Annotated in this window: 22 protein-coding genes; 15 read left to right on the forward strand and 7 right to left on the reverse strand. The window is 47.2% G+C overall.

The features are described 5' to 3' along the window. The first annotated feature begins 95 nt into the window (after positions 1-95). Together QUB39_RS08030 and QUB39_RS08035 are read left to right on the forward strand one after the other, a co-directional pair. Complete coding sequence (locus tag QUB39_RS08030) at positions 96-1,040, forward strand: aldo/keto reductase (protein WP_333208184.1); 945 nt, start codon at positions 96-98, stop codon at positions 1,038-1,040. Positions 1,041-1,202: 162 nt separating this feature from the next. Beyond that, positions 1,203-1,718, forward strand: a complete 516-nt coding sequence (locus tag QUB39_RS08035) for an isoprenylcysteine carboxylmethyltransferase family protein (RefSeq protein WP_333208080.1) — start codon at positions 1,203-1,205, stop codon at positions 1,716-1,718. A 239-nt stretch (positions 1,719-1,957) separates the two neighbouring features. On the opposite strand, the gene QUB39_RS08040 is transcribed toward QUB39_RS08035, so the two are convergent. Continuing rightward, positions 1,958-3,268 (reverse strand): NB-ARC domain-containing protein, encoded by a 1,311-nt coding sequence (locus QUB39_RS08040; RefSeq protein ID WP_333208082.1) that lies wholly within the window; start codon positions 3,266-3,268, stop codon positions 1,958-1,960. A 452-nt stretch (positions 3,269-3,720) separates the two neighbouring features. On the opposite strand from QUB39_RS08040, the gene QUB39_RS08045 reads away from it, so the two are divergent. The 5 genes from QUB39_RS08045 to QUB39_RS08065 all read left to right on the forward strand — a co-directional run bounded on the left by QUB39_RS08045 (position 3,721) and on the right by QUB39_RS08065 (position 7,005). Continuing rightward, a complete protein-coding gene (locus QUB39_RS08045) occupies positions 3,721-4,464 on the forward strand; it encodes a hypothetical protein (RefSeq protein ID WP_333208083.1) in 744 nt (247 codons plus the stop codon). A 22-nt stretch (positions 4,465-4,486) separates the two neighbouring features. Continuing rightward, positions 4,487-4,687: a hypothetical protein gene (locus QUB39_RS08050; RefSeq protein WP_333208084.1), complete on the forward strand. Its 201-nt coding sequence runs from the start codon at positions 4,487-4,489 to the stop codon at positions 4,685-4,687. Positions 4,688-4,761: 74 nt separating this feature from the next. After that, positions 4,762-5,532 (forward strand): DUF2272 domain-containing protein, encoded by a 771-nt coding sequence (locus tag QUB39_RS08055; protein ID WP_333208085.1) that lies wholly within the window; start codon positions 4,762-4,764, stop codon positions 5,530-5,532. Between the two features lie 21 nt (positions 5,533-5,553). After that, positions 5,554-6,435, forward strand: a complete 882-nt coding sequence (locus QUB39_RS08060; protein ID WP_333208087.1) for an SH3 domain-containing protein — start codon at positions 5,554-5,556, stop codon at positions 6,433-6,435. A gap of 111 nt (positions 6,436-6,546) precedes the next feature. Then, positions 6,547-7,005: a hypothetical protein gene (locus QUB39_RS08065; protein WP_333208088.1), complete on the forward strand. Its 459-nt coding sequence runs from the start codon at positions 6,547-6,549 to the stop codon at positions 7,003-7,005. Positions 7,006-7,480: 475 nt separating this feature from the next. Here QUB39_RS08065 and QUB39_RS08070 read toward each other — a convergent pair whose 3' ends face one another. Continuing rightward, the gene (locus tag QUB39_RS08070) at positions 7,481-8,095 is read right to left on the reverse strand and encodes a pentapeptide repeat-containing protein (RefSeq protein WP_333208089.1); all 615 of its coding nucleotides are present in this window, start codon (positions 8,093-8,095) and stop codon (positions 7,481-7,483) included. A gap of 73 nt (positions 8,096-8,168) precedes the next feature. On the opposite strand from QUB39_RS08070, the gene QUB39_RS08075 reads away from it, so the two are divergent. Next, complete coding sequence (locus QUB39_RS08075) at positions 8,169-9,602, forward strand: hypothetical protein (protein ID WP_333055501.1); 1,434 nt, start codon at positions 8,169-8,171, stop codon at positions 9,600-9,602. Between the two features lie 65 nt (positions 9,603-9,667). On the opposite strand, the gene QUB39_RS08080 is transcribed toward QUB39_RS08075, so the two are convergent. Then, complete coding sequence (locus QUB39_RS08080) at positions 9,668-9,793, reverse strand: hypothetical protein (RefSeq protein WP_333208091.1); 126 nt, start codon at positions 9,791-9,793, stop codon at positions 9,668-9,670. Positions 9,794-10,013: 220 nt separating this feature from the next. Between QUB39_RS08080 and QUB39_RS08085 the strand changes: the two genes are divergently transcribed. The 3 genes from QUB39_RS08085 (at position 10,014) to QUB39_RS08095 (ending at position 12,602) form a co-directional block, all read left to right on the forward strand. Next, positions 10,014-11,600, forward strand: a complete 1,587-nt coding sequence (locus QUB39_RS08085) for a chloride channel protein (RefSeq protein WP_333208092.1) — start codon at positions 10,014-10,016, stop codon at positions 11,598-11,600. A 159-nt stretch (positions 11,601-11,759) separates the two neighbouring features. Continuing rightward, a complete protein-coding gene (locus QUB39_RS08090) occupies positions 11,760-12,239 on the forward strand; it encodes a J domain-containing protein (protein WP_333208094.1) in 480 nt (159 codons plus the stop codon). A 90-nt stretch (positions 12,240-12,329) separates the two neighbouring features. Continuing rightward, positions 12,330-12,602 (forward strand): DUF3143 domain-containing protein, encoded by a 273-nt coding sequence (locus QUB39_RS08095; RefSeq protein ID WP_333039717.1) that lies wholly within the window; start codon positions 12,330-12,332, stop codon positions 12,600-12,602. A 152-nt stretch (positions 12,603-12,754) separates the two neighbouring features. Here the strand turns inward: QUB39_RS08095 and QUB39_RS08100 are convergent, their stop codons facing one another. The 3 genes from QUB39_RS08100 to lysA form a co-directional block, all read right to left on the reverse strand. Beyond that, positions 12,755-13,501: an isoprenyl transferase gene (locus tag QUB39_RS08100; protein ID WP_333055497.1), complete on the reverse strand. Its 747-nt coding sequence runs from the start codon at positions 13,499-13,501 to the stop codon at positions 12,755-12,757. Between the two features lie 20 nt (positions 13,502-13,521). Continuing rightward, positions 13,522-14,415: a diadenylate cyclase CdaA gene (gene cdaA, locus QUB39_RS08105; protein ID WP_333055496.1), complete on the reverse strand. Its 894-nt coding sequence runs from the start codon at positions 14,413-14,415 to the stop codon at positions 13,522-13,524. A 230-nt stretch (positions 14,416-14,645) separates the two neighbouring features. Continuing rightward, positions 14,646-16,064, reverse strand: coding sequence for a diaminopimelate decarboxylase (lysA, locus tag QUB39_RS08110; RefSeq protein WP_333208185.1), 1,419 nt, complete (start codon positions 16,062-16,064; stop codon positions 14,646-14,648). A 180-nt stretch (positions 16,065-16,244) separates the two neighbouring features. Between lysA and rimI the strand changes: the two genes are divergently transcribed. From rimI to QUB39_RS08130, 4 genes are all read left to right on the forward strand, one after another. Continuing rightward, a complete protein-coding gene (gene rimI, locus QUB39_RS08115; RefSeq protein ID WP_333208096.1) occupies positions 16,245-16,859 on the forward strand; it encodes a ribosomal protein S18-alanine N-acetyltransferase in 615 nt (204 codons plus the stop codon). A gap of 741 nt (positions 16,860-17,600) precedes the next feature. Then, entirely contained in the window at positions 17,601-20,078 is a 2,478-nt protein-coding gene (locus QUB39_RS08120; RefSeq protein WP_333055947.1) for an ATP-dependent Clp protease ATP-binding subunit, read from the forward strand. Positions 20,079-20,483: 405 nt separating this feature from the next. Further along, positions 20,484-21,077: a signal peptidase I gene (gene lepB, locus QUB39_RS08125; protein ID WP_333055946.1), complete on the forward strand. Its 594-nt coding sequence runs from the start codon at positions 20,484-20,486 to the stop codon at positions 21,075-21,077. A gap of 272 nt (positions 21,078-21,349) precedes the next feature. Next, a complete protein-coding gene (locus tag QUB39_RS08130; RefSeq protein ID WP_006632589.1) occupies positions 21,350-21,673 on the forward strand; it encodes a DUF1825 family protein in 324 nt (107 codons plus the stop codon). A gap of 337 nt (positions 21,674-22,010) precedes the next feature. On the opposite strand, the gene QUB39_RS08135 is transcribed toward QUB39_RS08130, so the two are convergent. After that, entirely contained in the window at positions 22,011-23,930 is a 1,920-nt protein-coding gene (locus QUB39_RS08135) for a transglycosylase domain-containing protein (RefSeq protein ID WP_333208098.1), read from the reverse strand. Positions 23,931-24,085 lie beyond the last annotated feature (155 nt).

Consider the following 24,085-nt stretch of genomic DNA (forward strand, 5'->3'; position numbering starts at 1 on the left):
GCCGCCATTCCTCCCCCGGCTAGAAGCTCGATCGGGATTATTCGTATAAATTCATATAAAAATAAAGAGAATCAATAACTGTGGATTTACCAACCGTGACAACCATTACCCTAGGACAAAACGGCCCCGCCGTCATTCCCCTGTGCGTCGGAACTTGGGCTTGGGGCGACAAACTATTTTGGAACTACGGCAGCAACTACGGCGCCGCCGAAGTCGAAGCAGCATTCAAAACATCCCTTGACAACGGAGTCAACTTTTTTGACACAGCCGAAGTCTACGGTAACGGCTTGTCAGAAGAATTACTGGGGCAGTTTCTCAAAAAAACCAGCCAACCCGTGCAAATAGCCACCAAATTCGGCCCCGTACCTTGGCGGATTACAGGAAAATCAGTTTCCGACGCTTTGAGTGCCAGCTTAAAACGCTTGCAAGTAGAACAAATAGCCCTCTACCAAGTGCACTGGCCATTCACTTTTTTACTCAGTCAAGAAACCCTGATGAACGCCTTAGCCGATGAAGTAAAACAAGGCAGAATTCAAGCAGTAGGAGTCAGCAACTATTCAGTAGAACAGATGCGCCAAGCCCATAAAATCCTAGCAGCCAGAGGCGTTCCCCTAGCAACAAATCAAGTCCGTTACTCCTTGCTGTCGCGGCAAGTAGAAAAACAAGGAATTGTGGGTGCAGCCCGCGAATTGGGAGTCACAATTTTAGCATACAGCCCCTTAGCCCAAGGATTGCTCACCGGCAAATACACAGCCCAAGAACCACCTACAGGAGCCCGCAAAATGGACTCCCGCTTCAGCAAAAGCGGCATCGAAAAAATTGAATTAGTCATGTCTACCCTGCGGAAAATGGGCCGAAAGCGCGATCGAACTCCCGCCCAAGTTGCCCTAAACTGGTTGATATGCCAAAACGGAGTCATCCCCATTCCCGGCGCCAAGACTGCCAAACAAGCCCAAGAAAATGCAGGCGCATTAGGCTGGAATTTGAGCCAAGATGAAGTCAATCAATTAGAATTAATGACTCGTCCTTGGCGAGAATAAATTTGTTAATTGTTGACTGTTGACTGTTGACTGTAGGTTGTTTTTACTTCGGTCTACCCAACCTACAGTTCACTTCCTTCTTCCGATTCTTCACCTTCGATAATTAATCCGTGTATCCGTGTCAAAATCAGTGTCGTGCCTTCCCTCTTCCTTCCTCTTACTATGAAAATCTTAACTGACTGGGGCTTCACGCGCGAAGGCTGGCGCAATAACAGCCGCGGCGAATATTTAGTTTTGCTTCAAGGAGGATTGCTCACAGCATTTACAATCTTGCCAGTTTATCAACCGCCGGGATTCAAAATTCAATCAACCCACTTACTTTATATTATCTGGTTTATGGCCAGTATTCTCGGCTTAACCGGATTAATTTTCATCATCAAAGGATTGATAGACTTAGGAAAAAACCTCACACCTTTACCATATCCCAGAGAAGACGGAGAATTAGTCCAAACAGGCATTTACGGAATAGTGCGGCATCCATTATACAGCGGCTTAATTTTAGCAGCCCTCGGCTGGACACTTTTTCAACTTAGCTTGTCTCACTTAGCAGCCACGGTAATTTTACTCATATTTTTCGAGATCAAATCCAGCCGCGAAGAAACTTGGCTGCTACAGAAATATCCCGACTATTCAGAATACCGCCAGCGAGTAAAAAAACTAATTCCCGGAATTTATTAAAAGTTCGATCGCCCTCAGATGTTGCACCATTGTCAAGAACGGGCAAGAGGCCCGTTCCACAAAGAGTAAGTTTTCTTGTGGAACAGGCATCTTGCCTGTTCCTAAACAAGTATTGAGAATGGTGCAAGATGTGAGAGCCCCCGTAGTTGGCGATCGCCAATGAATCAGTTGAGATTTCGGTATTGTTTTTACCTCAGTCTAGAACCCCCTAAATTTCCCTTAAAAAGACCCACTTAGAGCTACTTTTCGAGCCATCGTTCTCTAACATACTCGGCGATCGCAGGTTGTAGCATTAAACTGGTTGATGCGGTATAATTGATAGATCGCTCATCGAAAATGAGCGATCGCTCCGCTAGGGATTCCAATGCTTCCATCAGTCGTCGGCCCGAAACTTTGGGTAAAATTTCTGCTTTTAAATTCGCAGGAGTCGCTCTTTCTTGATTAATTGCAATCCCATACATAATTTGTTGCTGCACAGGAGACAAGCGATCGAACTGGCGATCGAGCAAATCCCACAAATCGCTAAAAACAGTATTTCCTTGCGCTAAAAATGCGTCAATGTCACCGCTAAAAATATTTTTAATCGTAGTTGCAGCAAGTTTGATCGCGAGGGGATTACCGCCAAAGTAGTTGACAATATTTTGACACTGCAATAGCGTTGCCTTTAATCCTTTATCGGCGAGTATTTTCTGGCATACGGGCGGTGAAACTCCGAAGAGTTGGAGCGATCGCACGGGTGAATTTTCGCCCGATCGCACAGCCAACCCGCCCGGTTGTTCTCGGCCGGTTAAAATCAGACAACTTCGGTGGGGTTCGTCAGCTATGCGGGCAAATAACTGTCGGTAATCTTCATATCCTTGTTGGTATTGTCCGCTGCGATTTCCCCCTTGTAAAATCGACTCCAGATTGTCGAAAATTAACAAACAGCGTTTTTGTCGCAACTGTTCCATGAGAGCAGAAATAGAGTTATTTGTTGTCGCTTCTGAACCAGTTAAAATCGGTAAAATATTGCTGAGGATAGCATCTAAGGTTGGTGCTTGCTGCAAACTCCGCCAAATCACGAATTCAAATTGAGATTGAAGTTGTTGGGCGATTTTGATAGACAGAGAAGTTTTGCCGATCCCACCAAGTCCAAAAATACCGAGCGCACGGGTAGTATTGCTACTAATCCAAGTTTCTAATGTTTCTAATTCTTGCAGGCGGTTGTAAAAATAGGAAACATCGATCGCTTCTCCCCAATCTTGGATGCAGTTATCTCCTTCGCTAGCGGGCTGGATGGGGGAATTGCTGCGGTGGTAGCGCCGTAAGACTGCTTGAAGATTTTGTTTTGAAACTTTTTCGCCGGTGATTTGAGATAGATTTCGCCACAAAAGCGAACCGACTTTTTTAGTATAATCGTGTTCGTATTGGTGGCGATCGGCTATTTCTTGATAAGAATGTCCTTCCCAAGTTTCTAGAAAGACGAGGGATTGAATGTCATTGAGTTTGTGCTTTTTGTTAGCGGATTGTAACAGATTATCGATGAGGGCGATCGCCTCTTGTCCCGTCATAGCCATTTTGACCTATTAAGTAAATTTACTTATGTTTCATGACGGCGACTTCCTTTTCAGGAAAGAAAACAAATTGACTGAATTAACCCGAAGGTAATCCCTTTTATCCTTGTCGGTTGAAACCGATACTACACAAGCTTTTGTTCCCCCTTCCGAGACTGAGCAATAAGGGGGATATTTAACCCGGATTGGGGATGAGGTTAATTGCACAATCTCAAATCTCAAATCGATTGAGGATTTACGCAAGTTTACAAAAGATGGTCACTTTTTCTCACCGGCAGGGCGATCGGAGTTGGTTATTCTTTGAGTTAAGGCAGAGCACAAGCTGTTCAGACTGTTCAGAGTTAAACCGCAGATGTGCGAGATAAGCCGATCGGAAAGAGTCTTGTACTACAACTACGGGACAATTAATAGTTCGACTGCTTATTTATTCAAGGTAGGAGTGAAAATCTATGCCATCACTTTCAGTAAGTTTGAATCTCAATGGTAGTGTAGGAAAAGATGGAAAAAATCAAGCTCAAGATGTTCTTGCTGTCAAAAATCGATTAGCCGATTTAGGTTATCCAGTAACGCGAGACTCGATAGTATACCCTGAAACAATTGCCATCATTAAACTTTTTCAATCAATTATCAAAGGAGAGACCGTTATTGTTGGAGACGGTCGGATTGACTTAAATGGTCCCACTCTTAAATTCCTAGAAGCAGCAAATGCACCTCAATGGTTAGAAATGCCAAAAGGTTCTGCTGCTGAAGGCTTTATCAATCATGACCAGCGGCAACCCGATAATCATGATTTTGGCACAAGCTGGATGATTGAAACGATTCAAACCGCTGCCCAACTTTACCTAAATACTCATCTTTCTAGCCATCCAAACGCTGCATTGATTGAAACGAATGACCTGAGTAAGCCCAGAGGAGGTATTACACCTGTTCACGCAACCCATCAAACTGGACTATCTTGCGATATCCGCTTACCCCGTAAAGACGGTGAGTCAGGAAGGATTGTATCTACAGATTCTCAATTCGATCGAGACGCAATGCGCGCAATGCTCAAAGCAATCCGAAATCAGAGCAAGTATGCAATAAAGCGCATTTTTTTCAATGACTTGACCCTGATTACAGAAGGTCTTTGCGTCCCTGCACCAGGGCATGATAATCATGCACACATTGATATTATTCCACCTCCACCGCAATAGAAATTCGCAAGCTCCAGCTTGAATGAATGTTACTAATCTTACTGCGTTTGTCCAATTCATCGATCGACACGAGCCATCTAGCGATCCAAAACTCAGGTCTTTTGCTTTAACATTGCGTGCTGCTAAGAGATCGAGTACCAATGCCGAAGCAATTCGAGTAGACTCTAGTATTGCCCTAGCTGTGACAGAAATTATTCGTCAAATTGTAACAGAAGCGTTTTGACCATTGTTGCGAGAGTCTAGTTTAGAAGAGCCTCAACTTTATTGCAATCAAAATCAGACTTAGGAGGAAATAGCATGGTAGTCATGAAAGTTAAACCGGATAGCCTAAACTTACGTCGCTCTCCAGAGATTAAAGATGGAAACATTATCACCACTTTAGTGTTAGCTCAAGAGGTTGAAGTTATCAAAGGAAACCCTACAGATCGGTTTTGGGAAGTTAAAACTGTTGTCAATGGTTCGACACTTCAAGGTTTCGCGAGTGCTGCTTTCTTACGGCAACCTGTCAGTGCAGCTAAAGAAGCATTAATCAGTGCGGCTGTTAAGGAATGGCTTCGATTTGACCGAGGAAATAAATTAGAGTATGAAGATCCTCACTATAAATATGTTGGGGAATATTGGTCAAAAATTGACTTAAATCTCGACGGTCGAGACCGAGATCAACCTTGGTCAGCAGCATTTATTTCCTTTGTCACTCGTGCTGCTGGTTATCGTGATTTTAAATTTGCATCTGCTCACTCAACCTATGTTTATGATGCGGTAGATAAACGTAAGGCAAATGTTACTACAGCACCTTTTTGGGGATTTGAAGTTAATGAACATAAGCCTCAACTTGGTGATTTAGTTTGCCGTACACGAGATGGGGTTCATATCACTTCAATGGCTTCTTTGCCAAGGGGAGGCTTTAAGAGTCACTGCGATATTGTTGTCGAAGTTAAGGATTCTGAAGTGCGAACTCTTGGCGGGAATGTGAATCAATCCGTATCAATTACTTCCTACCCATTGGATAATGATGGCTTTTTGAGAAAAGTCAATAGTGTCTACGGTGTTCTAAAAAACAATCTCTAAACAATATTTTGGGAGTTTAAAATGGCAGACCTCTACATTGTCAACGCAACCAGTCTAAATATTCGTTCATCAGCTCAGGTTGAGGAAAATAATCAAATTACATCAATACCTAAAGGTCATGTGATTTCCAAGATAGGTGTAGCCGCAGATGAATCATGGTGGAAAGTTTTAACTATTAAAGATGGACAGCGTTTAGAAGGATTTGTGGCGAGTCGATTTTTAGAGGTTGCCCCTAAGAGGATTCAAGGGATCGGCTGGTTTAAAGAGCAGTTTAAAAGTAAGATTGAAGCTGCGATTGTGGGAACTCCCTTTAGTTTGGATATGCTAACTGCGATCGCTTTGCAAGAAACTTACTATATTTGGGGAAACCTTTATAAGAAATTACCTGTCGATGAGGTTTTGAAACTTTGCGTTGGTGATACTCTGGATACCCCTAACCGCTCTGCATTTCCAAAGAACAAAGCTGCTTTGTTGAGTGTAACTAAGGGGGATGAAATGTTTAAGATTGCCCGCAAAGCTTTAGTCGATTTGGGTGTTCATGTCGAAGATTATAAAAAAGTAGCAGATTCTTATCCTAATAAGTTTTGTCATGGCTTTGGTATCTTTCAGCTTGACTTACAGTTTTTCAAGAAAGACCCTGACTATTTTCTGCAAAAGCGTTGGTATAGCTTCGATAATTGTTTAAGCAAGTGTACTAAAGAACTCAATGAGGCCCTTAAACGTGCCTATAGTTCGGGAAAAACTGCTTTAACAGATACTGAAAAAGTATATGTTGCTATTGCTTATAATCGTGGAAGTGTGGATTTTCCAAGGGGTTTCAAACAGGGATTTCGAGATGGTACTGGGAAATACTACGGTGAATATATTTGGGAATACTTGCAGCTTGCTAAATCAGTTCCTTGATCGCCATTATTTGCTCCATCAGTTCGATCGCTAGCGGTACGCCAAGCTGCTGGCTATTAGGATGACGATCGCACCTCGTCACTTCTTCATCTCCTCATCAAATAACAAGAAATGAAGGTTGCAAGTGCGATCGCTCTTTGCTCTCGATCGACAACAATTGAATTAATAGTTAAGTGTATGACACAAGAAATGCTTGAAAAAATGGAGACTCAAACCAATAGATGGCATCGATCGGCCGTAATATTGCACTCTATTTCTGTAATTTTAGGAGTAACTTCGGTACTCTCATCAATAATTGTTGCTACCTTTACCGACGAACTAGGAAGTTTCAGGACAAAAATTTTTGCTGGACTAAGCGCATCTTCGGTAGCTATCCTTGAGACGACAGGTGTTGGACGAAAAGGTAATGGATTCCGTCAAGCCCAAAGACACTTAAAAGCCGAAACAATTAGATTTCGTGAAGGTGAAAGTTCTGTTAAGGATTTAATTCAAGCTTTTACAGACGCCGAACTGATGATAGGAGATTTAGTAATTAAAATGCCATATACATCCGATGCAGAACCAAAATGACACTTACAAGTAAAACTCTAAATTTGAGCGATCGCAGCGGCTTTTCTCACCGGCAGGGCGATCGAGTTGGTTGATTCTTTGAATTAAGAAGGTTGCAAGTACGTGAAGCGAAGCTATCCTGAACGCGCGTGCCTTCGCTGAAGGGTAGGGAATCGCCCTTCTAATTCAAGCTGCTCTAATTGATCGTGCTGCTGAAATTGAATACCCGATCGCAGCCGTTATTGAGATGGCGATCGCTAGTTTTATCGACACAGAGGCATTAGGTTTCGTAGATTGCAAACCAGGACACGGGCAGTAAAATTGTAATATCTTTTAGGATGCCGATCGCACCTCTTCACTCCTTCATCTCCTCACCAAATAACAGGAAATGAAGGTTGCAGGTGCGATCGCCCTCTGCTCTGATTAATGACAACTGACAACTGACAACTGACAACTATCAACTGACAACTATCAACTGCCAACTGTCCACTGACTTTCATTCGTGCGGCGTACCATCAGGCATCACCGCACCCTTTAAATTCGCCCCTGCCAAATTAGTATCCAACAGCAAAGCATTTCTCAGATTAGCACCCTTCAAATTAGCACTTTCCAGATTAGCCATCCACAGATTAGCACCCTCCAAACTCGCCCCTTCCAAATCAGCGTTAACGAGAAAAATACCTTTCATAAAAGCACCTCTTAAGTTAGCATTTCTCAAATTACTCCCTCCCAAATAAGCATCCTCTAAAAACGCCTTTTCTAGATTGCTTCCCTCCAAATTTGCCCCAGCCAAATTGCTGCTTATCAGGTAAACCCCAGCCAAATTTGCCTGTTTCAAGTTAGCGTTTACCAAATGCGCGCTCCACAAATTGGCATCTTTCAGCTTGGCTTTTTCTAAATTGACCCCTTCCAGAAAAACTTCGCTCAAATTTGCCCCGGAAAGATTGCAACCTTTACATTCCCTCGCTGTCAGCAATTGCCGGACTTGATGCTTGACTGACGAACGGTTCGCTGCGAAAATTATTAAACCTGTAGTTGCTAAGGCAATAATACTAAAAGTTGCCAGCCCGATCGCACTTACAATCTTACTTTGCCCCGCGCCTCTAAACATCCGCTTGCAGCCCCTAAAAATATTTCGATAATTGTTCGTATTTATAACCTAGTTCCTTCCTTCCCGTGCCCCTATGAAAAAACAGTTAAAATTTAAATTACTCGCGATCGCCCTTATTGTAAGCTTAGCAACAATCGGTGTCGGATGCGATCGCCTTTTCAAAAAACCCTTTCAACTTCCCGCCTCAGCCAAACAAGAACCCTGGCCAATTCAAACAGGCCTCCGAACCGCCATCCTCCGATCAAACATACCAACAGTCAACCGCGTAGTTTTAGTACCCGACGAAGCCACATTTTTAGCAGCCATCCAAAAATGGAATCTCAAAGGAAACTGGCCGATTCTCATCGAAGATAAAAAATATGCGCCCATGTTTTTGCAGCGCTTTCAACCCGAAGAAATAGTCCGTTTGCCAAGCATCAAACAGCAATTGCCCACCAATCAAAAACTCCAGCAATTAATGCTGAACGCCACAGCAGCAGCCTGGAATGCCACGGATACTCAAACCTTAAAAGCAAAATGGACGCAACTCGGCTGGGAACCCCCAGGAGTAGTAATCACATCAGAAAACGACCCCGCACGCTCAGCAGCAGTTGCCTTAGCAGCCGCTCACGGCCAACCTTTAGTATTTCTAGAAGGCAACTTCGGAAAACCCAATGATACCCTCAATAACACACAGTGGAAAAATCTGCAACTAGCCGTTACAAAAGCTGTCGAATCAACCGGATTTTTTTATTCTCAACTCGCAGACCCGATCGACACAATAACCATTGTACGCCAACAAGCAGTCAAATATCAATCTCCTGAAAAACCAGACGAACAACTAGCCGTTACCGATGGTTTGGGAAGGCACCCCAACGACGAACGCTGGGCTGCTGTCGGCTGGATTTACGGTTCCGAGGTACGATCGATCTATCAAGCCATGTGTGCCATATTTCTAGACAGCCAAACAGCCATGCTTTATGACAGTTACCCCAAGGAAGGAAATTGGGCAAAATATGAAATGGAGGAAGCAGCTAGCGAACTAAAAACCATAGGTTTAAATGTCGAATTAGTGCAGAAACCCGAATCGAGCCTAGAAAAGTGGCGGAGTTTAGCCTCAAAACCGTGGACATTTGACTTAATATTAATTAATTCCAAAGGCTATCCAAAATCATTCCAAGTGGGCAACGGCGACGCTTTAGTTGAAGACATACCAAAACTACAATTTCCCGCAGCAATCCACATGATCCACAGTTGGTCAGCAGCAGCGCCAGATGACACAAACACCGTTGCCGGAAGGTGGCTAGAGAATGGTGCTTACGCATATATTGGCAGCGTCAACGAACCTTTTTTATCGGCATTTATTCCACCTAAAATAATCGTCGATCGCCTAAAGCGAGGAGCACCCTTTTTAATCGCAGCACGTCAGCTCGAATCCCCACCCTGGAAAGTCGCCACCATCGGCGATCCGCTAATGTCGATCGCCAAACCCAGACCAAGAATCCCGCCCAATCAACAACCGATATGATAGTATGCGCGAGCGAGGATTTTAAAATTAGAGATTTGAGATTTGTGGTTTGAGATTTGTGGTTATCAGGGAAAATCTCCCATCGACAATTCTTTAATTTGAAAGTTGTTTTTTACTGAGTTATATGATATTGCTAGTTCACTGATGCGATCGGCATAGCCACCCACAAGGTAAATATAGTTGATTACCATTATAGCCAGAGTATATCTAAGTTTGAATGTAACTGAGCATACAATCACGCCAAATCCGTCGCTCCTCATAATCAGTCATTCCACCTCAGCGGCTAGCCCCAAAAAATTACCCGAAAATACGCCTTAATTAAGTTGTCAATTCCCCTAAAATCACTCAAAATGAAAATAAGAAATAAATTGTAATAATTATATAACTTCTCACCGAAGAATTAACCGCTAAATGAGAGCCATCCCTCCTGTGGATCTGCAGCCACCCGGGCCAACCGCAGCAACTCCCCAAGCCTCCCGACTAAGCCCGCTATTCAACCGCCTGCACCCCAGCCCAGAAACCCTCCTGCTCATCCTCTCCCTAGTCATAGGGGGAGTTACGGGCGCAGGCGTCGTCACCTTTCACTACCTCATCCACTTCATCCACAGCCTGATGCTGGAAGACTTCATGGGGGCGATCGCCTCGAAAGGCTCTTGGACGCTAGCCTGCATTCCCACCATCGGCGGAGTCATCATCGGGCTGATGCGGTGGCGGTTTCGGGACTTTGGCCCGAATATGTCTTCCTTAATTGCAGCCACCCGCGGCCTGCAAGAACTCTCCCCCCTCAAACCCATCACCAAAATGGTGGCAGCCTCAGTTTCCCTCGGCACCGGCGCCTCCCTCGGCCCGGAAGCCCCCAGCGTCGAAATCGGCGCTAATTTTGGAATGCTGCTGGCTCAAGTTTTGCAGCTCTCCCCAGAACGGCAGCGCTTGCTCCTGGGCGCCGGAGCAGCAGCAGGTTTATCCGCCGGATTTAACTCTCCCATCGCCGGAGTCTTCTTTGCCTTAGAAGTCGTGCTCGGCAGCACCTTCGCCACTTCCTCAGTCAGCGTAGTCTTGCTCTCCGCCGTAGTTTCGGCGCTCATCGCTCAAATCTGCTTGGGAGCTCAGCCGGCCTTTTCTTTGCCAGTTTACGATGTCCGCAGCCCCCTGGAACTGCCTCTGTATATGGGATTGGGACTTTTAGCGAGCGGAGTGTCTCTAGCCTACACAGAAGCAATTCAATTAGCCGAGGGCTGTTTTCAAGGAAAAGTCCGAGGATTTGCTTGGCTCGGACGACTGCCCCGGCCGCTTCACCCGATCGTCGGCGGGGCCGCAGTCGGCTTAGTCGCCCTGCAATTGCCTCAAATTTTGGGTGTTGGCTACGAAACAGTCCAAGCCATGCTCCAAGATGTTAAATTTTCCTTGCCTTTGCTGTTGCTGCTGCTGTTTGTCAAACTGGCGATGACCGCAATCAGCCTCGGCAGTGGTTTAGTGGGCGGTATATTCGCTCCGGCGATGTTTTTGGGAGCTTCCCTGGGTTCGGCTTACGGCCTCTTTTTGGAAATGCTGCCGGCAATGAGCGATCGAGTCGCTGGCCCTGCCGCCTACGCAATGGTGGGAATGGCCGCCGTCCTCGCCGGCAGCGCCAGAGCACCGCTGACAGCCATCCTATTGATGTTTGAATTAACCCGCGATTACCGGATTGTCTTGCCTTTGATGGCAGCAGTCGGATTGAGCGTTTGGCTGGTGGAGTGTGTCAACCGCCGATCGACAGCCCACAGCCTCAACCTTCAGCAAATGGGCGTAGACGTGGCTGTCAATACACCGATCAAAGCCAGAGAACAGTTGCAAGATTGGGAAGATGTTCTGGGCGATCGCATCGTCACAGAACTGATTTCTTGCCAAATTCCCACCGACGGCGAACACAGTATCGATCGACCAGAACCAACCGACACTCCAGTGCTAGCCCTAGCCAATTCACATTCCTCTGAAAAAGTCAACCCCAATAAAGAATAAAAAACCGCGTACCAGCAGAAACAGGTAAAGAACGGGAGAATTTAGAATTCTTCCCTCTTCCCTCTGCGTTCTGGAGCGCCCTCTGCGGTTAATTCCTCTTCCTTCAGATTTCAGCTAAAATAACCAAATATTATTAACAATAGGCAGAGAGGGGCTTCGGTGGCAGGAAACGAGGCAACTGCAAAAAACAAAAGTCAAAAAATACCCGGCAAAACCCCCTTGGGCTCGACTCATTACAGCTTGTTAGGGCTGCATCCTTCAGCCTCAGTAATCGAAATTCGGCGATCGTACCGGGAACTGAGCAAACTCTACCATCCCGATACCACCGAGCTGCCGCCCGCAGTCGCCACAGCCAAATTTCAGCAGCTAAATAACGCCTACGCCACCCTCAGCAACCCAGAACGTCGCCTCGCCTACGACCTCAAAATAGGCTATTCTCGTCTGAACGTGATTCAGTCGCCCCCAGGCTTCAATACTCCGGTTTCGGCATCGGGCAAAAAAACTTCCAACTCCGCTTACCTAGATCCCACGGATCGACCCCTTTCTCCCGGAGAAATGTTCGCTCTGTTTATCATGGGAGCTAGCTTAATCGGATGTTTGGTACTGGCGATCGCGATCGGCTTAATTCGCGGCAATTAAAGCCTCCAATCCCAAATCTCCAATCTACAATCGGAAATCCCCAATCCGAAATCCCCAATCTAAAATCCAAAATCTAAAATCTAAAATCCCATGACTCTTCCTTCCGCTGACACTCCTTTGTACAACCATCCACTCCCGGAAATCGAGCAGTGGCTAAAAAGCCGCGGCTGCCAGCAAGATCGGCGAGAACTCCACTGCTGGCAGATCGAGCAACTTACATGGAAAGCAGAACTCTCCCTCGATATTGACCAACTTACCGTCCGCTACATCGATGCTGGAGCCGACGGCCAAGACATTCAGCGAGCATTCAAATACTCCCTCTCACGTCAAGACATTGAAGCGGCCGTTTTCTCCGGCCCCTAATTTGATTTTAGATTTTAGATTTTAGATTTTAGATTTGTCCTCCAATCTAAAATCTAAATTCGTTATGTTGAGCAGGAGATGACCTACTTGGAAACTAAAAAATCAACCAAAAAATCTAAAATCTAAAATCCAAAATCCAAAATCCAAAATCGTTAGACTTTGCCAAATCGGCGGCTGCGCTTCTGATAATCAGACAAAGCGCGGTGAAACTCCGATCGATCAAAATCCGGCCACAGCGTCTCAGTAATGTAAATTTCCGAATAAGCCATTTGCCATAGTAGAAAATTGCTCAACCGCATTTCCCCGCTCGTCCGGATCAGCAAATCCGGGTCACAAATATCAGCAGTATACAAATAGCGTTTAAATAAAACCTCATCAATCTCCTCCGGCTGCAACTTGCCCTCTTTCACCTGAGTGGCGATCGCCCGACAAGCTTGTACAATCTCCTGACGCCCCCCGTAATTCGTCGCCACCGTAAACAAAATCCCCTGATTATGCTGAGTGGCCGTCACAGAACGCTCGATTTGGGCCTGCAAAGACTTCGGCAAAGCCTGCAAATTCCCCATAAATTGAATTTGCACGTCCTCGTCCACCATCTCCCGCAATTCTTGTCGCAACTTTCCCTCAAATAAACTCATTAAAAAATCCACTTCCCCGGCAGGCCGCCCCCAATTCTCCGTCGAAAAAGCATAGGCCGTTAAAGCTGGAATCCCCCAATCTTTGCAGCAGCGCAGCAGTTCCTTCAGAGTGCTAGCTCCTCGGCGGTGCCCCGCAATCCGCGGCAAGCCCTTCTTCTTAGCCCAGCGCCCGTTCCCGTCCATAATCACTGCTATGTGCTTAGGCAGTAGTTCCTGTTGCAGATCCTCCGGCAACTTTTCCAAGCAAATTCCTTGACTCATGGTTTCTCCCGATTACCCGACTAACGGCGCAGTATCCGTTTTAATAGCGTCACTCCCTTCAATCCTATCTGGCGTCCGAGATTGCCGATCGGAATTGGAGCCACAACTCTTTCTCCCTCGGACGGAAACAGCTTTGCTTCCAGCAATTCCTTAAGTTTGTTGCTAGTCAAAGGTCGATTTAAAAGTCCCATCTGGGCTAAAGAAATAGAACCCGTTTCCTCGGACACCACCACGCACACGCAAGCTTGCACCCGTTCCGTAATCCCCATCGCCGCCCGGTGGCGCGTTCCCAACTGCCGCGACGCAGTGCGATCGGACAAAGGCAAAATTACCCCCGCCGACACGATCCGCGAACCTCGAATCAAAACAGCCCCGTCGTGCAGCAAAGTTTGCGGCTGAAAGATAGTCTGCAACAATTCTTTAGAAACTTCAGCATTTAGCTTTAATCCCGGCACTGAAAAATCTCGATCGTCGATCGGAGAATCTGTTTCTATAATTAGTAAAGCGCCCGTGCGGTTTTGCGAAAGTTCTTTTACTGCGTCCACAATTTCATCTATTACGCTGTCCGGTTCGGGAGTTGGCCGGCGATCGCGTCCAAACAATTGCCGAAATTCCCCCCGACCCAATTGTTCCAGAAATCGGCGAAACTCCGACTGCAATATTACCGCCATTGCCACAGCCGAACCAGTCACCAAGCTATTTAGCGCAACGTGCAACAGCCTCAATCCAGCCCAGTTGCTCACCGCCGCCGCCAGCATCAAAATGATAAATCCCCGTACCATCCACAGCGTTCTGCGCTCGCCAACAATGACGAGCACCAAATACGCAAGGGCAAAAACCAGTCCAATATCGATCCCTTGAATCAATAAGGACTGAACCAGGGCCAAGTCAAAGCCAGATTGTTGATTGTTCATGGTTCATCGAACGCTACCGCCTGTGAACCGCGAACCGTGATGCACTCGAACCCGTGAACCATGAACAGTTGTTATAAGGAATACTCTGAAAATCCCCGTGTTTTTAGACCGGGGAGTGTCAATCCAATCGCGTGACTGAACAAGGCAAAAGTTAAAAGTGAAAAGGCAATCGTCACTAAGTAAACATGGATTGTCTTTCTTTTAACTTTTAACTTTTAACTTCTAAGTTTTTACTTTTGAGCTCCGAGTCGTTCAGGAAGGCGGTCAAGCCTCAGCAAATCCTGGTAAGTTTCCCGCTGTATAATCGTGTTAACTTCCCCATTTCTCACTAAAACCGCTGCCGGTCGGGGTACTCGGTTATAGTTAGAAGCCATACTGTAATTGTATGCCCCTGTGGCCGTAACCGCGAGGACATCTCCGGTCTGACACTCGGGCAATTTGGCATCTTTAATCAGAACATCGCCTGATTCGCAGTGTTTCCCAGCAATTGTCACTGTTTCCGTTAAGGCAGCAGACATTTTACCGGCTGCGAGGACTCGATAAACTGATTGATAGGTAATAGGACGCGGATTGTCCGACATCCCTCCATCCACAGCTAGATACGTCCGCATTCCCGGAATGACTTTTTGAGAGCCAACGGTATAAGCAGTGACGCAGGCTGTACCGACGAGCGATCGACCCGGTTCGCAAAGCAATTTTGGTAATGGCAATTGCTGCCGCTCGCAAGCTGCTACCACTGCGGAGCAAATTGTACGAGCCCAATCTTCAATGCTGGGAGGATCGTCCGCTTCAGTATAGCGAATGCCCAACCCACCGCCAATATTAATTTCTGTTGCTGGCAAACCATAACTCTGTGCTTTTGTCAAGGCCTGAATTATGACTTCGGCTAAATCGTCATGGGGTTGCAGTTCAAAAATCTGAGAGCCGATGTGAGCGTGCACTCCCACGCAAAATAAGGACGGCTGTTGGCTGATGAAAGTAAATACTCGATCGAGCGAGTTGGGATCAAAGCCAAATTTACTATCGATTTGACCCGTCTGAATGTACTCGTGGGTGTGACACTCAATTCCTGGAGTAAACCGCACCATAACTCGTGTCGGCCCACCTGTGAGGCTGCTGACACCCGATTCTCCCAACTCTGCTAGAGTCTCTAAATCCCGCCAATTGTCGGCTACGGTAATGCAGCCGCTTTCGACAGCTAGCCGCAGTTCCTCGCGGGACTTGTTGTTACCGTGGAAGTAGATTTTGTCGGGACTGACACCGGCTTGCAGTGCAGTGTAGATTTCTCCGGCGGATACGACATCTATGCCTAAACCTTCGTCCGCTGCGATCGCGCAAACTGCCAAACAACTCCAAGCTTTAGAAGCATAGAGCACTTGAGATTCGCCCGGATAGTAACGCCCGAAAGCATCCCGGTACTGGGTACAAGCCGCCCGCAACGTTTCTTCGTCTAAAATATACAACGGCGAGCCAAATTGCTCCACCAAAGCTGTCACCTCGCAGCCTCCGATTTCCAACCGATCGCTGCTGTTAACACTGGCTGTCAGCGGTAACAGTTCTTGATTGGGCGATCGAGTTTGCAGGGCTTGTTGAGACTCAGACAGATACTTAAGTCCCGATTCCACCCCGAAAGATTGAGTTGATACCATCGCGCAATAACTATCCTTACGGTCTTTCCCAGTGTACAATTGACGGCAAGCAATTGGGTCAGTTGCCCCCAGATTCATTCCGCAAGCAGGCTGACTGACTGAGACTCGATCGAACTGGAGCATCCTTGCAGTGAGTAATTATCAAATCTAAAATCTAAAATCTAAAATTTAAAATCGACTGTGCGTTTTCTACAAATTAAACATCTCGTCGCAGAAGACCTCAACAGTGCAGTCGAACTCGATCGGCTTTGTTTTGCGGGACTTTGGACGATCGAAGGCTACAGGCGCGAGTTAGACAGTCCTAACAGCGATTTATTAGGTCTTTGGACATGGGAAACTGACGACTGTGAATCAGCTCAAAACCGGGCGAGCACGGGGACACCGCCCCTACAGATTCCCCCAACTCTCATCGGTATCGGTTGTTTGTGGGCGATTTTAGAAGAAGCTCACATTATAATGCTGGCAATTCATCCTCAGTTTCAACGTCAGGGTTTGGGACAAGCTCTGCTTTTGGCTTTGCTAAAATCGGCTTGTGACAGGCAATTAGAGCGATCGACTTTAGAAGTGCGGGACTCGAATTTAGCCGCAGTTGCCCTGTACAAAAAGTTTGGTTTTAAAGAGGCTGGACGGCGCAAGCGATACTACGAAGACACCGGAGAAGATGCTCTGGTGATGTGGCGCAGCGGTCTGGAAAAACCGGAATTTCAGCGAGATTTGGCGGATGAGAAACGGGAGATGTGCGATCGGCTGCATCAGAAAAACTGGCATTTGGCGATCGATAGTTTTGAGTTTTAAATGTAATTTATTGAGTCTTTAACTTGCATTGACCAATAATGGGTTACTCGATATAAATTTAGTTCAAAATCCTCATAGGCAATCAACCTCAGCATGGGAAGAAACCTCTGCCTGCACGATCGTACTTACCGCTTTGCTTCGCCCTCGTTTGAACCGTGCAGATTATAGTCTGAGCCAAACCCCTCGGAGTGTAGCAACACTTACTAATCGATCGGGAGCGAGCGCACAACTGACAATATGAATACTACCCAAATTCCCCACGCATCTGAGGCCAAATTTTAGATAAAAAAAGCCCAGCTAGCTCTGGGCCTCCCAAAGCAACAAATTCTTGATATGGGCTGCCGGTTAAGGATGAGTTTAGGGGATCGATCGCCCATCAAACTAATAAGTTTTGTGCAAAACCCGGCCTGTACTGCGAGAATTATCACTTTTGCGCCTGCATGACAGCCAAAAAGATTATGCTAGAATCCATCAATACGCAGTCGTAGGTTGGGCACGGGCCGAGAAGAGCAATCTTCTTGCAGTCTAGGGGAGGTTGTAGGTCAGCCACCATTTGGGTCTTCCCAGTTGAAAGCCACCCTGCAACATGAGCCTGGAATCTGCAACCGCAGCCGAGTGCGGCAGATAGGTTGGGAGTGTCGCGCTAGAATAAGCAGTACGAGTTAACACTCGAACACAAACGCTCGTTGTGCGAGCGTGACCTCGAAACGGGCACATAGCAGCAGGTGATGGGAATAAATCATGTTTGAACGCTTCACAGAAAAAGCAATAAAAGTAATCATGTTGGCCCAGGAAGAAGCTCGCCGCCTGGGTCACAACTTCGTAGGGACAGAACAGATCCTCCTGGGTCTGATCGGAGAAGGAACCGGGGTTGCAGCGAAAGTCCTCAAATCAATGGGCGTCAACCTGAAAGACGCGCGCATTGAAGTGGAAAAAATCATCGGGCGCGGTTCCGGCTTCGTAGCAGTCGAAATTCCGTTCACTCCCCGCGCCAAGCGGGTTCTAGAACTATCCCTAGAAGAAGCTCGCCAACTCGGACACAATTATATAGGTACTGAACACCTGCTGCTGGGCCTGATCCGCGAAGGTGAAGGAGTAGCGGCCAGAGTCCTGGAAAATCTGGGAGTAGACTTGTCGAAAGTCCGCACCCAAGTGATTCGGATGCTGGGAGAAACCGCAGAAGTCGCAGCCACGGGCGGCGGTGCCCGCACCAAGACTCCAACCCTGGATGAATTTGGAGCCAACCTGACTCAAATGGCGGTCGATGGCAAACTAGACCCAGTAGTCGGACGCCAAAAAGAAATCGAACGGGTAATTCAAATCCTCGGTCGCCGCACCAAAAATAACCCGGTGCTCATCGGCGAACCCGGAGTCGGTAAAACCGCGATCGCCGAAGGTCTGGCCCAGCGCATCGCTAACAACGACATCCCAGACATCCTCGAAGAAAAGCGCGTCGTTACCCTCGACATCGGCTTGCTCGTCGCTGGTACCAAATACCGGGGCGAATTTGAAGAACGCCTCAAAAAAATCATGGACGAAATCCGCACAGCGGGTAACGTGATTTTGGTGATTGACGAAGTGCACACTTTGATCGGTGCAGGTGCGGCTGAAGGGGCGATCGACGCGGCGAACATTCTCAAGCCGGCTCTGGCTAGAGGCGAACTCCAGTGTATCGGCGCTACAACTTTAGACGAGTACCGCAAGCACATCGAGCGCGATGCAGCCCTAGAACGGCGCTTCCAGCCCGTTATGGTCGGCGAACCGACTGTAGACGAGACGATCGAGATTCTCTTCGGTCTGCGGGAACGCTACGAACAGCACCACAAGCTGAAAATTTTGGACACGGCCCTGGAAGCTGCAGCCAAACTCTCACATCGGTACATCTCCGATCGCTTCCTCCCAGACAAAGCAATTGACTTGGTAGACGAAGCTGGTTCCAGAGTTCGCCTGATCAACTCCCAACTGCCCCCCGCAGCCAAAGAACTTGACAAAGAACTGCGCCAAGTCCTCAAAGATAAAGACGAAGCGGTGCGTTCTCAAGACTTTGACAAAGCCGGCGAATTGCGCGATCGAGAAATGACGATCAAAGCCGAAATTCGCGCAATTTCCCAAGCTAAAAAAACCGACTCGGCCCGCACCGGCGAAACCGACCCATCGCCAGTTGTCACCGAAGAAGACATTGCTCAAATCGTGGCAAGCTGGACGGGCGTCCCGGTCAACAAACTGACCGAATCCGAATCCGAAAAGCTGCTGCACATGGAAGATACCTTGCACCAGCGCTTGATCGGCCAGGAAGAAGCAGTGAAAGCCGTTTCCCGCGCCATCCGTCGCGCCCGCGTCGGTTTGAAAAATCCCAATCGCCCGATCGCCAGTTTCATCTTCTCCGGGCCCACCGGCGTCGGCAAAACCGAACTCACCAAAGCCCTAGCAGGCTACTTCTTCGGTTCCGAAGATGCCATGATTCGGCTGGATATGTCGGAGTACATGGAACGGCACACCGTCTCCAAACTCATCGGTTCTCCGCCTGGGTACGTCGGCTACAACGAAGGCGGCCAACTCACAGAAGCAGTCCGCCGCCGTCCTTACACCGTCGTGCTGTTCGACGAAATCGAAAAAGCCCACCCCGATGTCTTCAATATGCTGTTGCAAATATTGGAAGACGGCCGCTTAACAGATGCCAAAGGTCGCACCGTGGACTTCAAAAACACGCTGCTGATTATGACCTCAAACATCGGTTCTAAGGTGATTGAAAAAGGCGGCGGCGGTCTCGGTTTCGAGTTCAGCGACAACCAAGCCGATGCTAATTACAACCGCATTCGTTCTTTGGTTAACGAAGAACTCAAAAACTACTTCCGCCCCGAATTCCTCAACCGACTCGACGAAATTATCGTCTTCCGCCAGTTGAACAGGGAAGAAGTCAAAGAAATCGCCGTCATTATGCTCAAAGAAGTGTTCAGCCGTTTGACAGAACAGGGCATCACCCTGGAAGTGACCGAAAAATTCAAAGAACGGCTGGTAGAAGAAGGCTACAACCCCAGCTACGGAGCCCGACCCCTGCGCCGCGCCATTATGCGCTTGCTGGAAGACAGTTTGGCTGAGGAAATCCTTTCTGGCCGCATCAAAGACGGCGACACCGCTGTTGTTGATGTGGGCGAGGACGGAATTGTTAAGGTGCTGCAAGGTCAAAAGCGGGAATTGCTGCCCCAAGGCGTTGAGTAAGTTTGAGTAAGTGCGATCGCGAGTAAAGTTTTGAAATAACCAATCTCGCGATCGCAAACAACTCAAAATCCTCACATAAAAAAGGTAGAGAATTTAAATTCTCTGCCTTTTTTATGAGTTAATATCAAGATGAGAGTTATTGTATAAATCTTTGATTGATAGGGAAATCGCAGGTGCAACGCCGATGCCTTTCTAGATACTTTGCAACTTTGCAAATGCCTGCACTTCACGTCTAGTAATTAACAGCGACATACTTCAATGGTAAGCTGTACTGCATTTAAATTGTATATTTTGGGCTGGTTCGCGTGTGCAGCTAGTCATGGTTTGATGATTTGTAGAGATGCAATTTAAATGCTGAGCGAGCTTAATCAGATAATTAGTGGCAACTATTTAGCGAGGACTTTCATGACATCTGAAAAAAAGAATTTGGGTACAGAAGTAGCAGAAAATCCGCCTGAAAGCTGGTGGCAGAAAGCGTGGAAGTCACAGCGAGAAAATCTTCAGATAGTGATTATTGCTTTAAGTTTAGCAATAGTGATTCGAGCCTTGGTCGCCGAACCGCGCTACATACCCTCAGATTCTATGGTACCCACTCTGCACGTGGGCGATCGCGTCGTAGTCGAAAAAATCTCCTACTACCTCGAACCTCCAAAAACTGGCGACATCGTAGTATTTGCCCCGCCCGAAAAGTTGCAAGAACAAGGCTTTACCCAAGACCAAGCATTCATCAAGCGGGTAATTGGCTTACCGGGTCAAACAGTCGCCGTTAAAAAAGGTTTAGTTTATCTCAACGACAAACCCCTGGTCGAAAAATATATTGCCGAACCTCCTAAATACCAGTGGGGGCCTTATCGCGTTCCAGAAAATGAATACTTTGTGATGGGAGACAACCGCAACAACAGCAACGACTCCAGCAGGTGGGGATTTTTACCTAAGCAGAATATCATCGGCCGCGCTGTAGTGCGGTTTTGGCCTCTAGAACGCATCGGGGAAGTTTGAAGAAGTCATTAGTCATCAGTTATCAGTCATTAGTTATTGGTTATTGGTTGGTTGTTAGTTTGAATAACCAATAACCAACGCTTTTGGGGCCCGATGCCCTGCGCGGGCATCGGCCCTGCGCGGGCATCGGCCTCTCCTGTACGGAAATTTCTACTAATTCTTGTACCTTGAGGGGTAGGGACTTCCTCCGGCAACTGATAAAATGGTACAAAAAGCAGCGGGTTTTCTCGCCTCGATCAAAATTAGTTGAATATTAAAAAATTAGGAAAGCTATGGGATTTTTTGATTCGGAAATTGTTCAGCAAGAAGCCAAGCTGTTGTTTGAAGACTATCAATCTCTCATCAAACTAGGTGGAAATTACGGCAAATTCGATCGCGAAGGCAAGAAAATGTTCATCGCTCAGATGGAATCGATGATGGAGCGCTACCGTATTTTTATGAAGCGCTTTGAGCTGTCTGAGGACTTCATGGCTCAGATGACTGTAGAACAGTTAAAAACACAGCTCAATCAATTTGGCATCACGCCCCAGCAGATGTTTGAGCAAATGAACTCAACGCTGGAGCGGATGAAATCTGAGCTGGAAAAACAATCCTAGTGTCAGAAGGAAGAAGGAAGGCACAACACGGATGTTGATACGGATACACGGATTAATTATCGAGTGTGAGCCAGAAGCCAGAAGTCAATCGATTTTAGATTTTAGATTTTAGATTTTAGATTGAAGCATTGACCCCACGCATAAATTCGGGGGGCAAGTTTCATCTGATACAGGTTTTTTATTTCTCCACGGATGAATCACGTGGCGGGTATCCTGGATTCTTTCGGTCAGAGGAGAAATAATGGGTAATTGTCAACTGCCAAGTGTCAATTGTCAACTGTCAAACACCAACTGCCAACAGTCAACAGTCAACTGACAACTGACAACTGACTGATAATTAAGGCCGCTCAAAAGATGAAGGAGGTTTGAAACTTTCTGCGGGAACTCCCTGCAAAGCTTGGCTCATAAAATCGCGCCAAACAGGGGCGACAATCCCACCGCCAGTAGCACCGTAGCTCATGGGTCTATAATTGTCGTTGCCCATCCAAACAGCCACCGACAACTGCGGCACGTAACCCACAAACCAGATATCCCGTTCTGAGGAAGTTGTACCAGTTTTCCCAGCAGCCGGCCGGCCAATTTGAGCCGCCCTTGCAGTTCCGCTGGTAATTACTCCTTGCAGGGCGCTGTTGACAGATGCCGCCGCCCAGGAATTGAGAACTAATTTGGGTTTGGGCGTATTGTCGAGCAAGACGTTGCCACTGCTGTCAGTGACTTGCACGATAAACGTGGTGTCAGAATGCCAGCCGTTGTTGGCGAAGGTAGCAAAAGATCCGGCCATTTCTAAAGGAGTGAGGTCAACTGCACCCAAGGGCAAAGAAATCACCGGTTCCATCGGACTTCTGATGCCGAGCACGCGGCAAATCTCAATCACTTTATTCAATCCGACTTCTTGGCCAAGCTTGACGGCGGGAATGTTCAGAGAGACTTCCAATGCTCTGCGGATGCTGACAGCACCGGAGAAGCCGCCACCGTAGTTTTGAGGGTAGTAGTAGCCGTCGCCGTCGCGGTAGCCGACAGGGGAGTCGTAGACAACTGAATCGGGGGCGTATTTGCCGCTAGCAAAGGCAGCGTAGTAGATAAAAGGTTTAAAAGCAGATCCGGGCTGGCGGCGTGCTTGAATGGCGCGGTTGAACTGACTCTTTTCGTAATCGACGCCGCCAACCATTGCTTTGACGAAGTGGGTGCGGGGATCGACGGCGGCTAGGGCAATTTGACCTTCATCGCGATCGTAAAACAGCCCTTGGTAGTAAAGCCGATTGTGCCACGCTTTGACGGTTTCTTCGGCTATGCGCTGCATTTTGAGGTCGATCGTGGTTTGAACGCGCATTCCTCCCTTAACCACGGCATCTCGCCCAAAACGCCTTGTCAGTTCTTGGACTACGGCTTGTGTTACGTAAGGAACTTGAGAGCCGCCAAAAGAGGTAATTTTGCCTAGCTTAATTTTTTCCTGTCGGGCTGCTGTCTCTTGGGCCGGCGTAATCCATTTAAGATCCTTCATGCGGCCTAAAACGAGGGCTTGCCGCTCTTTTGCCAATTTGTAATTGACGAAAGGACTGTATTCTTCGGGGGCAGAAATTAAGCCGGCCAGCATCGCTGCTTCTGAAAGAGTCAAATTACTTGCGGATTTGTTGAAATAGCTTCGAGAGGCTGTCTCTACGCCGTACAAGTTGTGACCTAAGTAGATTTGATTCAGGTATAGTTGCAGAATTTGGTCTTTGTTGAGAATTTGCTCCAAGCGGATAGACATTACCGCTTCAGCTACCTTGCGACTAAATTTTGACTGGGGAGAGAGAAACAGGTTCTTGACTAGCTGCATAGTCATAGTCGAGCCGCCTTCAACGGTTCTACCTTTCTCTAGGTTGACCATCAGAGCTCGGGCTATCCCGCCGGGGTTGATACCTTTGTGGGTGAAGAAGTTGCTATCTTCGATCGCCAGAACAGCTCGTTTCAGGTTCGGGGAGATTTGGTCAAGGGGTACGACATCCCGGTTGGCTTCGTCGTGGATGCTGGCTAGCGGCTTGCCGTTGATGTCGTAAATGTGGGTAGTTTCTGTGGGAGAGTAGGTTTGCAAGATCCGAACATCTGGCAAATTGCGGAAGCTGATCGCTAAGCCAACCAGTCCACCAGCGACTACGGAACTGGCAAGCATTGTCATGCTGAGTATGGTTCCGGCGGTCACTTTACTGACTGACTGAACAAACTCGAATACGGGGGCTGAGTTTTCCGTGTTATTGCGGACTGCGTTGGTTGACACGTGGATTTCACTTCCTCACTCGATTTGGGGTTTAAGACTTTTAATTTTAGATGCGAAACCTAGAGACTGTCAGTCGATCGATTTTAGATTTTAGATTTTAGATTTTAGATTTTAGATTTACTCCACAGATCAATTTAGGAGTTTGAACTAGCGTC

The organism is Microcoleus sp. AT8-B5 (assembly GCF_036705565.1).
GTDB lineage: Bacteria > Cyanobacteriota > Cyanobacteriia > Cyanobacteriales > Microcoleaceae > Microcoleus.

Bases quoted from the DNA above. Each gene is read 5' to 3' on its own strand.
- QUB39_RS08035 (WP_333208080.1), top strand. From the start codon at position 1,203: ATGAAAATCTTAACTGACTGGGGCTTCACGCGCGAAGGCTGGCGCAAT.
- QUB39_RS08040 (WP_333208082.1), bottom strand. From the start codon at position 3,268: ATGACGGGACAAGAGGCGATCGCCCTCATCGATAATCTGTTACAATCC.
- QUB39_RS08045 (WP_333208083.1), top strand. From the start codon at position 3,721: ATGCCATCACTTTCAGTAAGTTTGAATCTCAATGGTAGTGTAGGAAAA.
- QUB39_RS08050 (WP_333208084.1), top strand. From the start codon at position 4,487: ATGAATGTTACTAATCTTACTGCGTTTGTCCAATTCATCGATCGACAC.
- QUB39_RS08055 (WP_333208085.1), top strand. From the start codon at position 4,762: ATGGTAGTCATGAAAGTTAAACCGGATAGCCTAAACTTACGTCGCTCT.
- QUB39_RS08060 (WP_333208087.1), top strand. From the start codon at position 5,554: ATGGCAGACCTCTACATTGTCAACGCAACCAGTCTAAATATTCGTTCA.
- QUB39_RS08065 (WP_333208088.1), top strand. From the start codon at position 6,547: ATGAAGGTTGCAAGTGCGATCGCTCTTTGCTCTCGATCGACAACAATT.
- QUB39_RS08070 (WP_333208089.1), bottom strand. From the start codon at position 8,095: ATGTTTAGAGGCGCGGGGCAAAGTAAGATTGTAAGTGCGATCGGGCTG.
- QUB39_RS08075 (WP_333055501.1), top strand. From the start codon at position 8,169: ATGAAAAAACAGTTAAAATTTAAATTACTCGCGATCGCCCTTATTGTA.
- QUB39_RS08080 (WP_333208091.1), bottom strand. From the start codon at position 9,793: ATGGTAATCAACTATATTTACCTTGTGGGTGGCTATGCCGATCGCATC.
- QUB39_RS08085 (WP_333208092.1), top strand. From the start codon at position 10,014: ATGAGAGCCATCCCTCCTGTGGATCTGCAGCCACCCGGGCCAACCGCA.
- QUB39_RS08095 (WP_333039717.1), top strand. From the start codon at position 12,330: ATGACTCTTCCTTCCGCTGACACTCCTTTGTACAACCATCCACTCCCG.
- QUB39_RS08100 (WP_333055497.1), bottom strand. From the start codon at position 13,501: ATGAGTCAAGGAATTTGCTTGGAAAAGTTGCCGGAGGATCTGCAACAG.
- cdaA (WP_333055496.1), bottom strand. From the start codon at position 14,415: ATGAACAATCAACAATCTGGCTTTGACTTGGCCCTGGTTCAGTCCTTA.
- lysA (WP_333208185.1), bottom strand. From the start codon at position 16,064: ATGGTATCAACTCAATCTTTCGGGGTGGAATCGGGACTTAAGTATCTG.
- QUB39_RS08120 (WP_333055947.1), top strand. From the start codon at position 17,601: ATGTTTGAACGCTTCACAGAAAAAGCAATAAAAGTAATCATGTTGGCC.
- lepB (WP_333055946.1), top strand. From the start codon at position 20,484: ATGACATCTGAAAAAAAGAATTTGGGTACAGAAGTAGCAGAAAATCCG.
- QUB39_RS08130 (WP_006632589.1), top strand. From the start codon at position 21,350: ATGGGATTTTTTGATTCGGAAATTGTTCAGCAAGAAGCCAAGCTGTTG.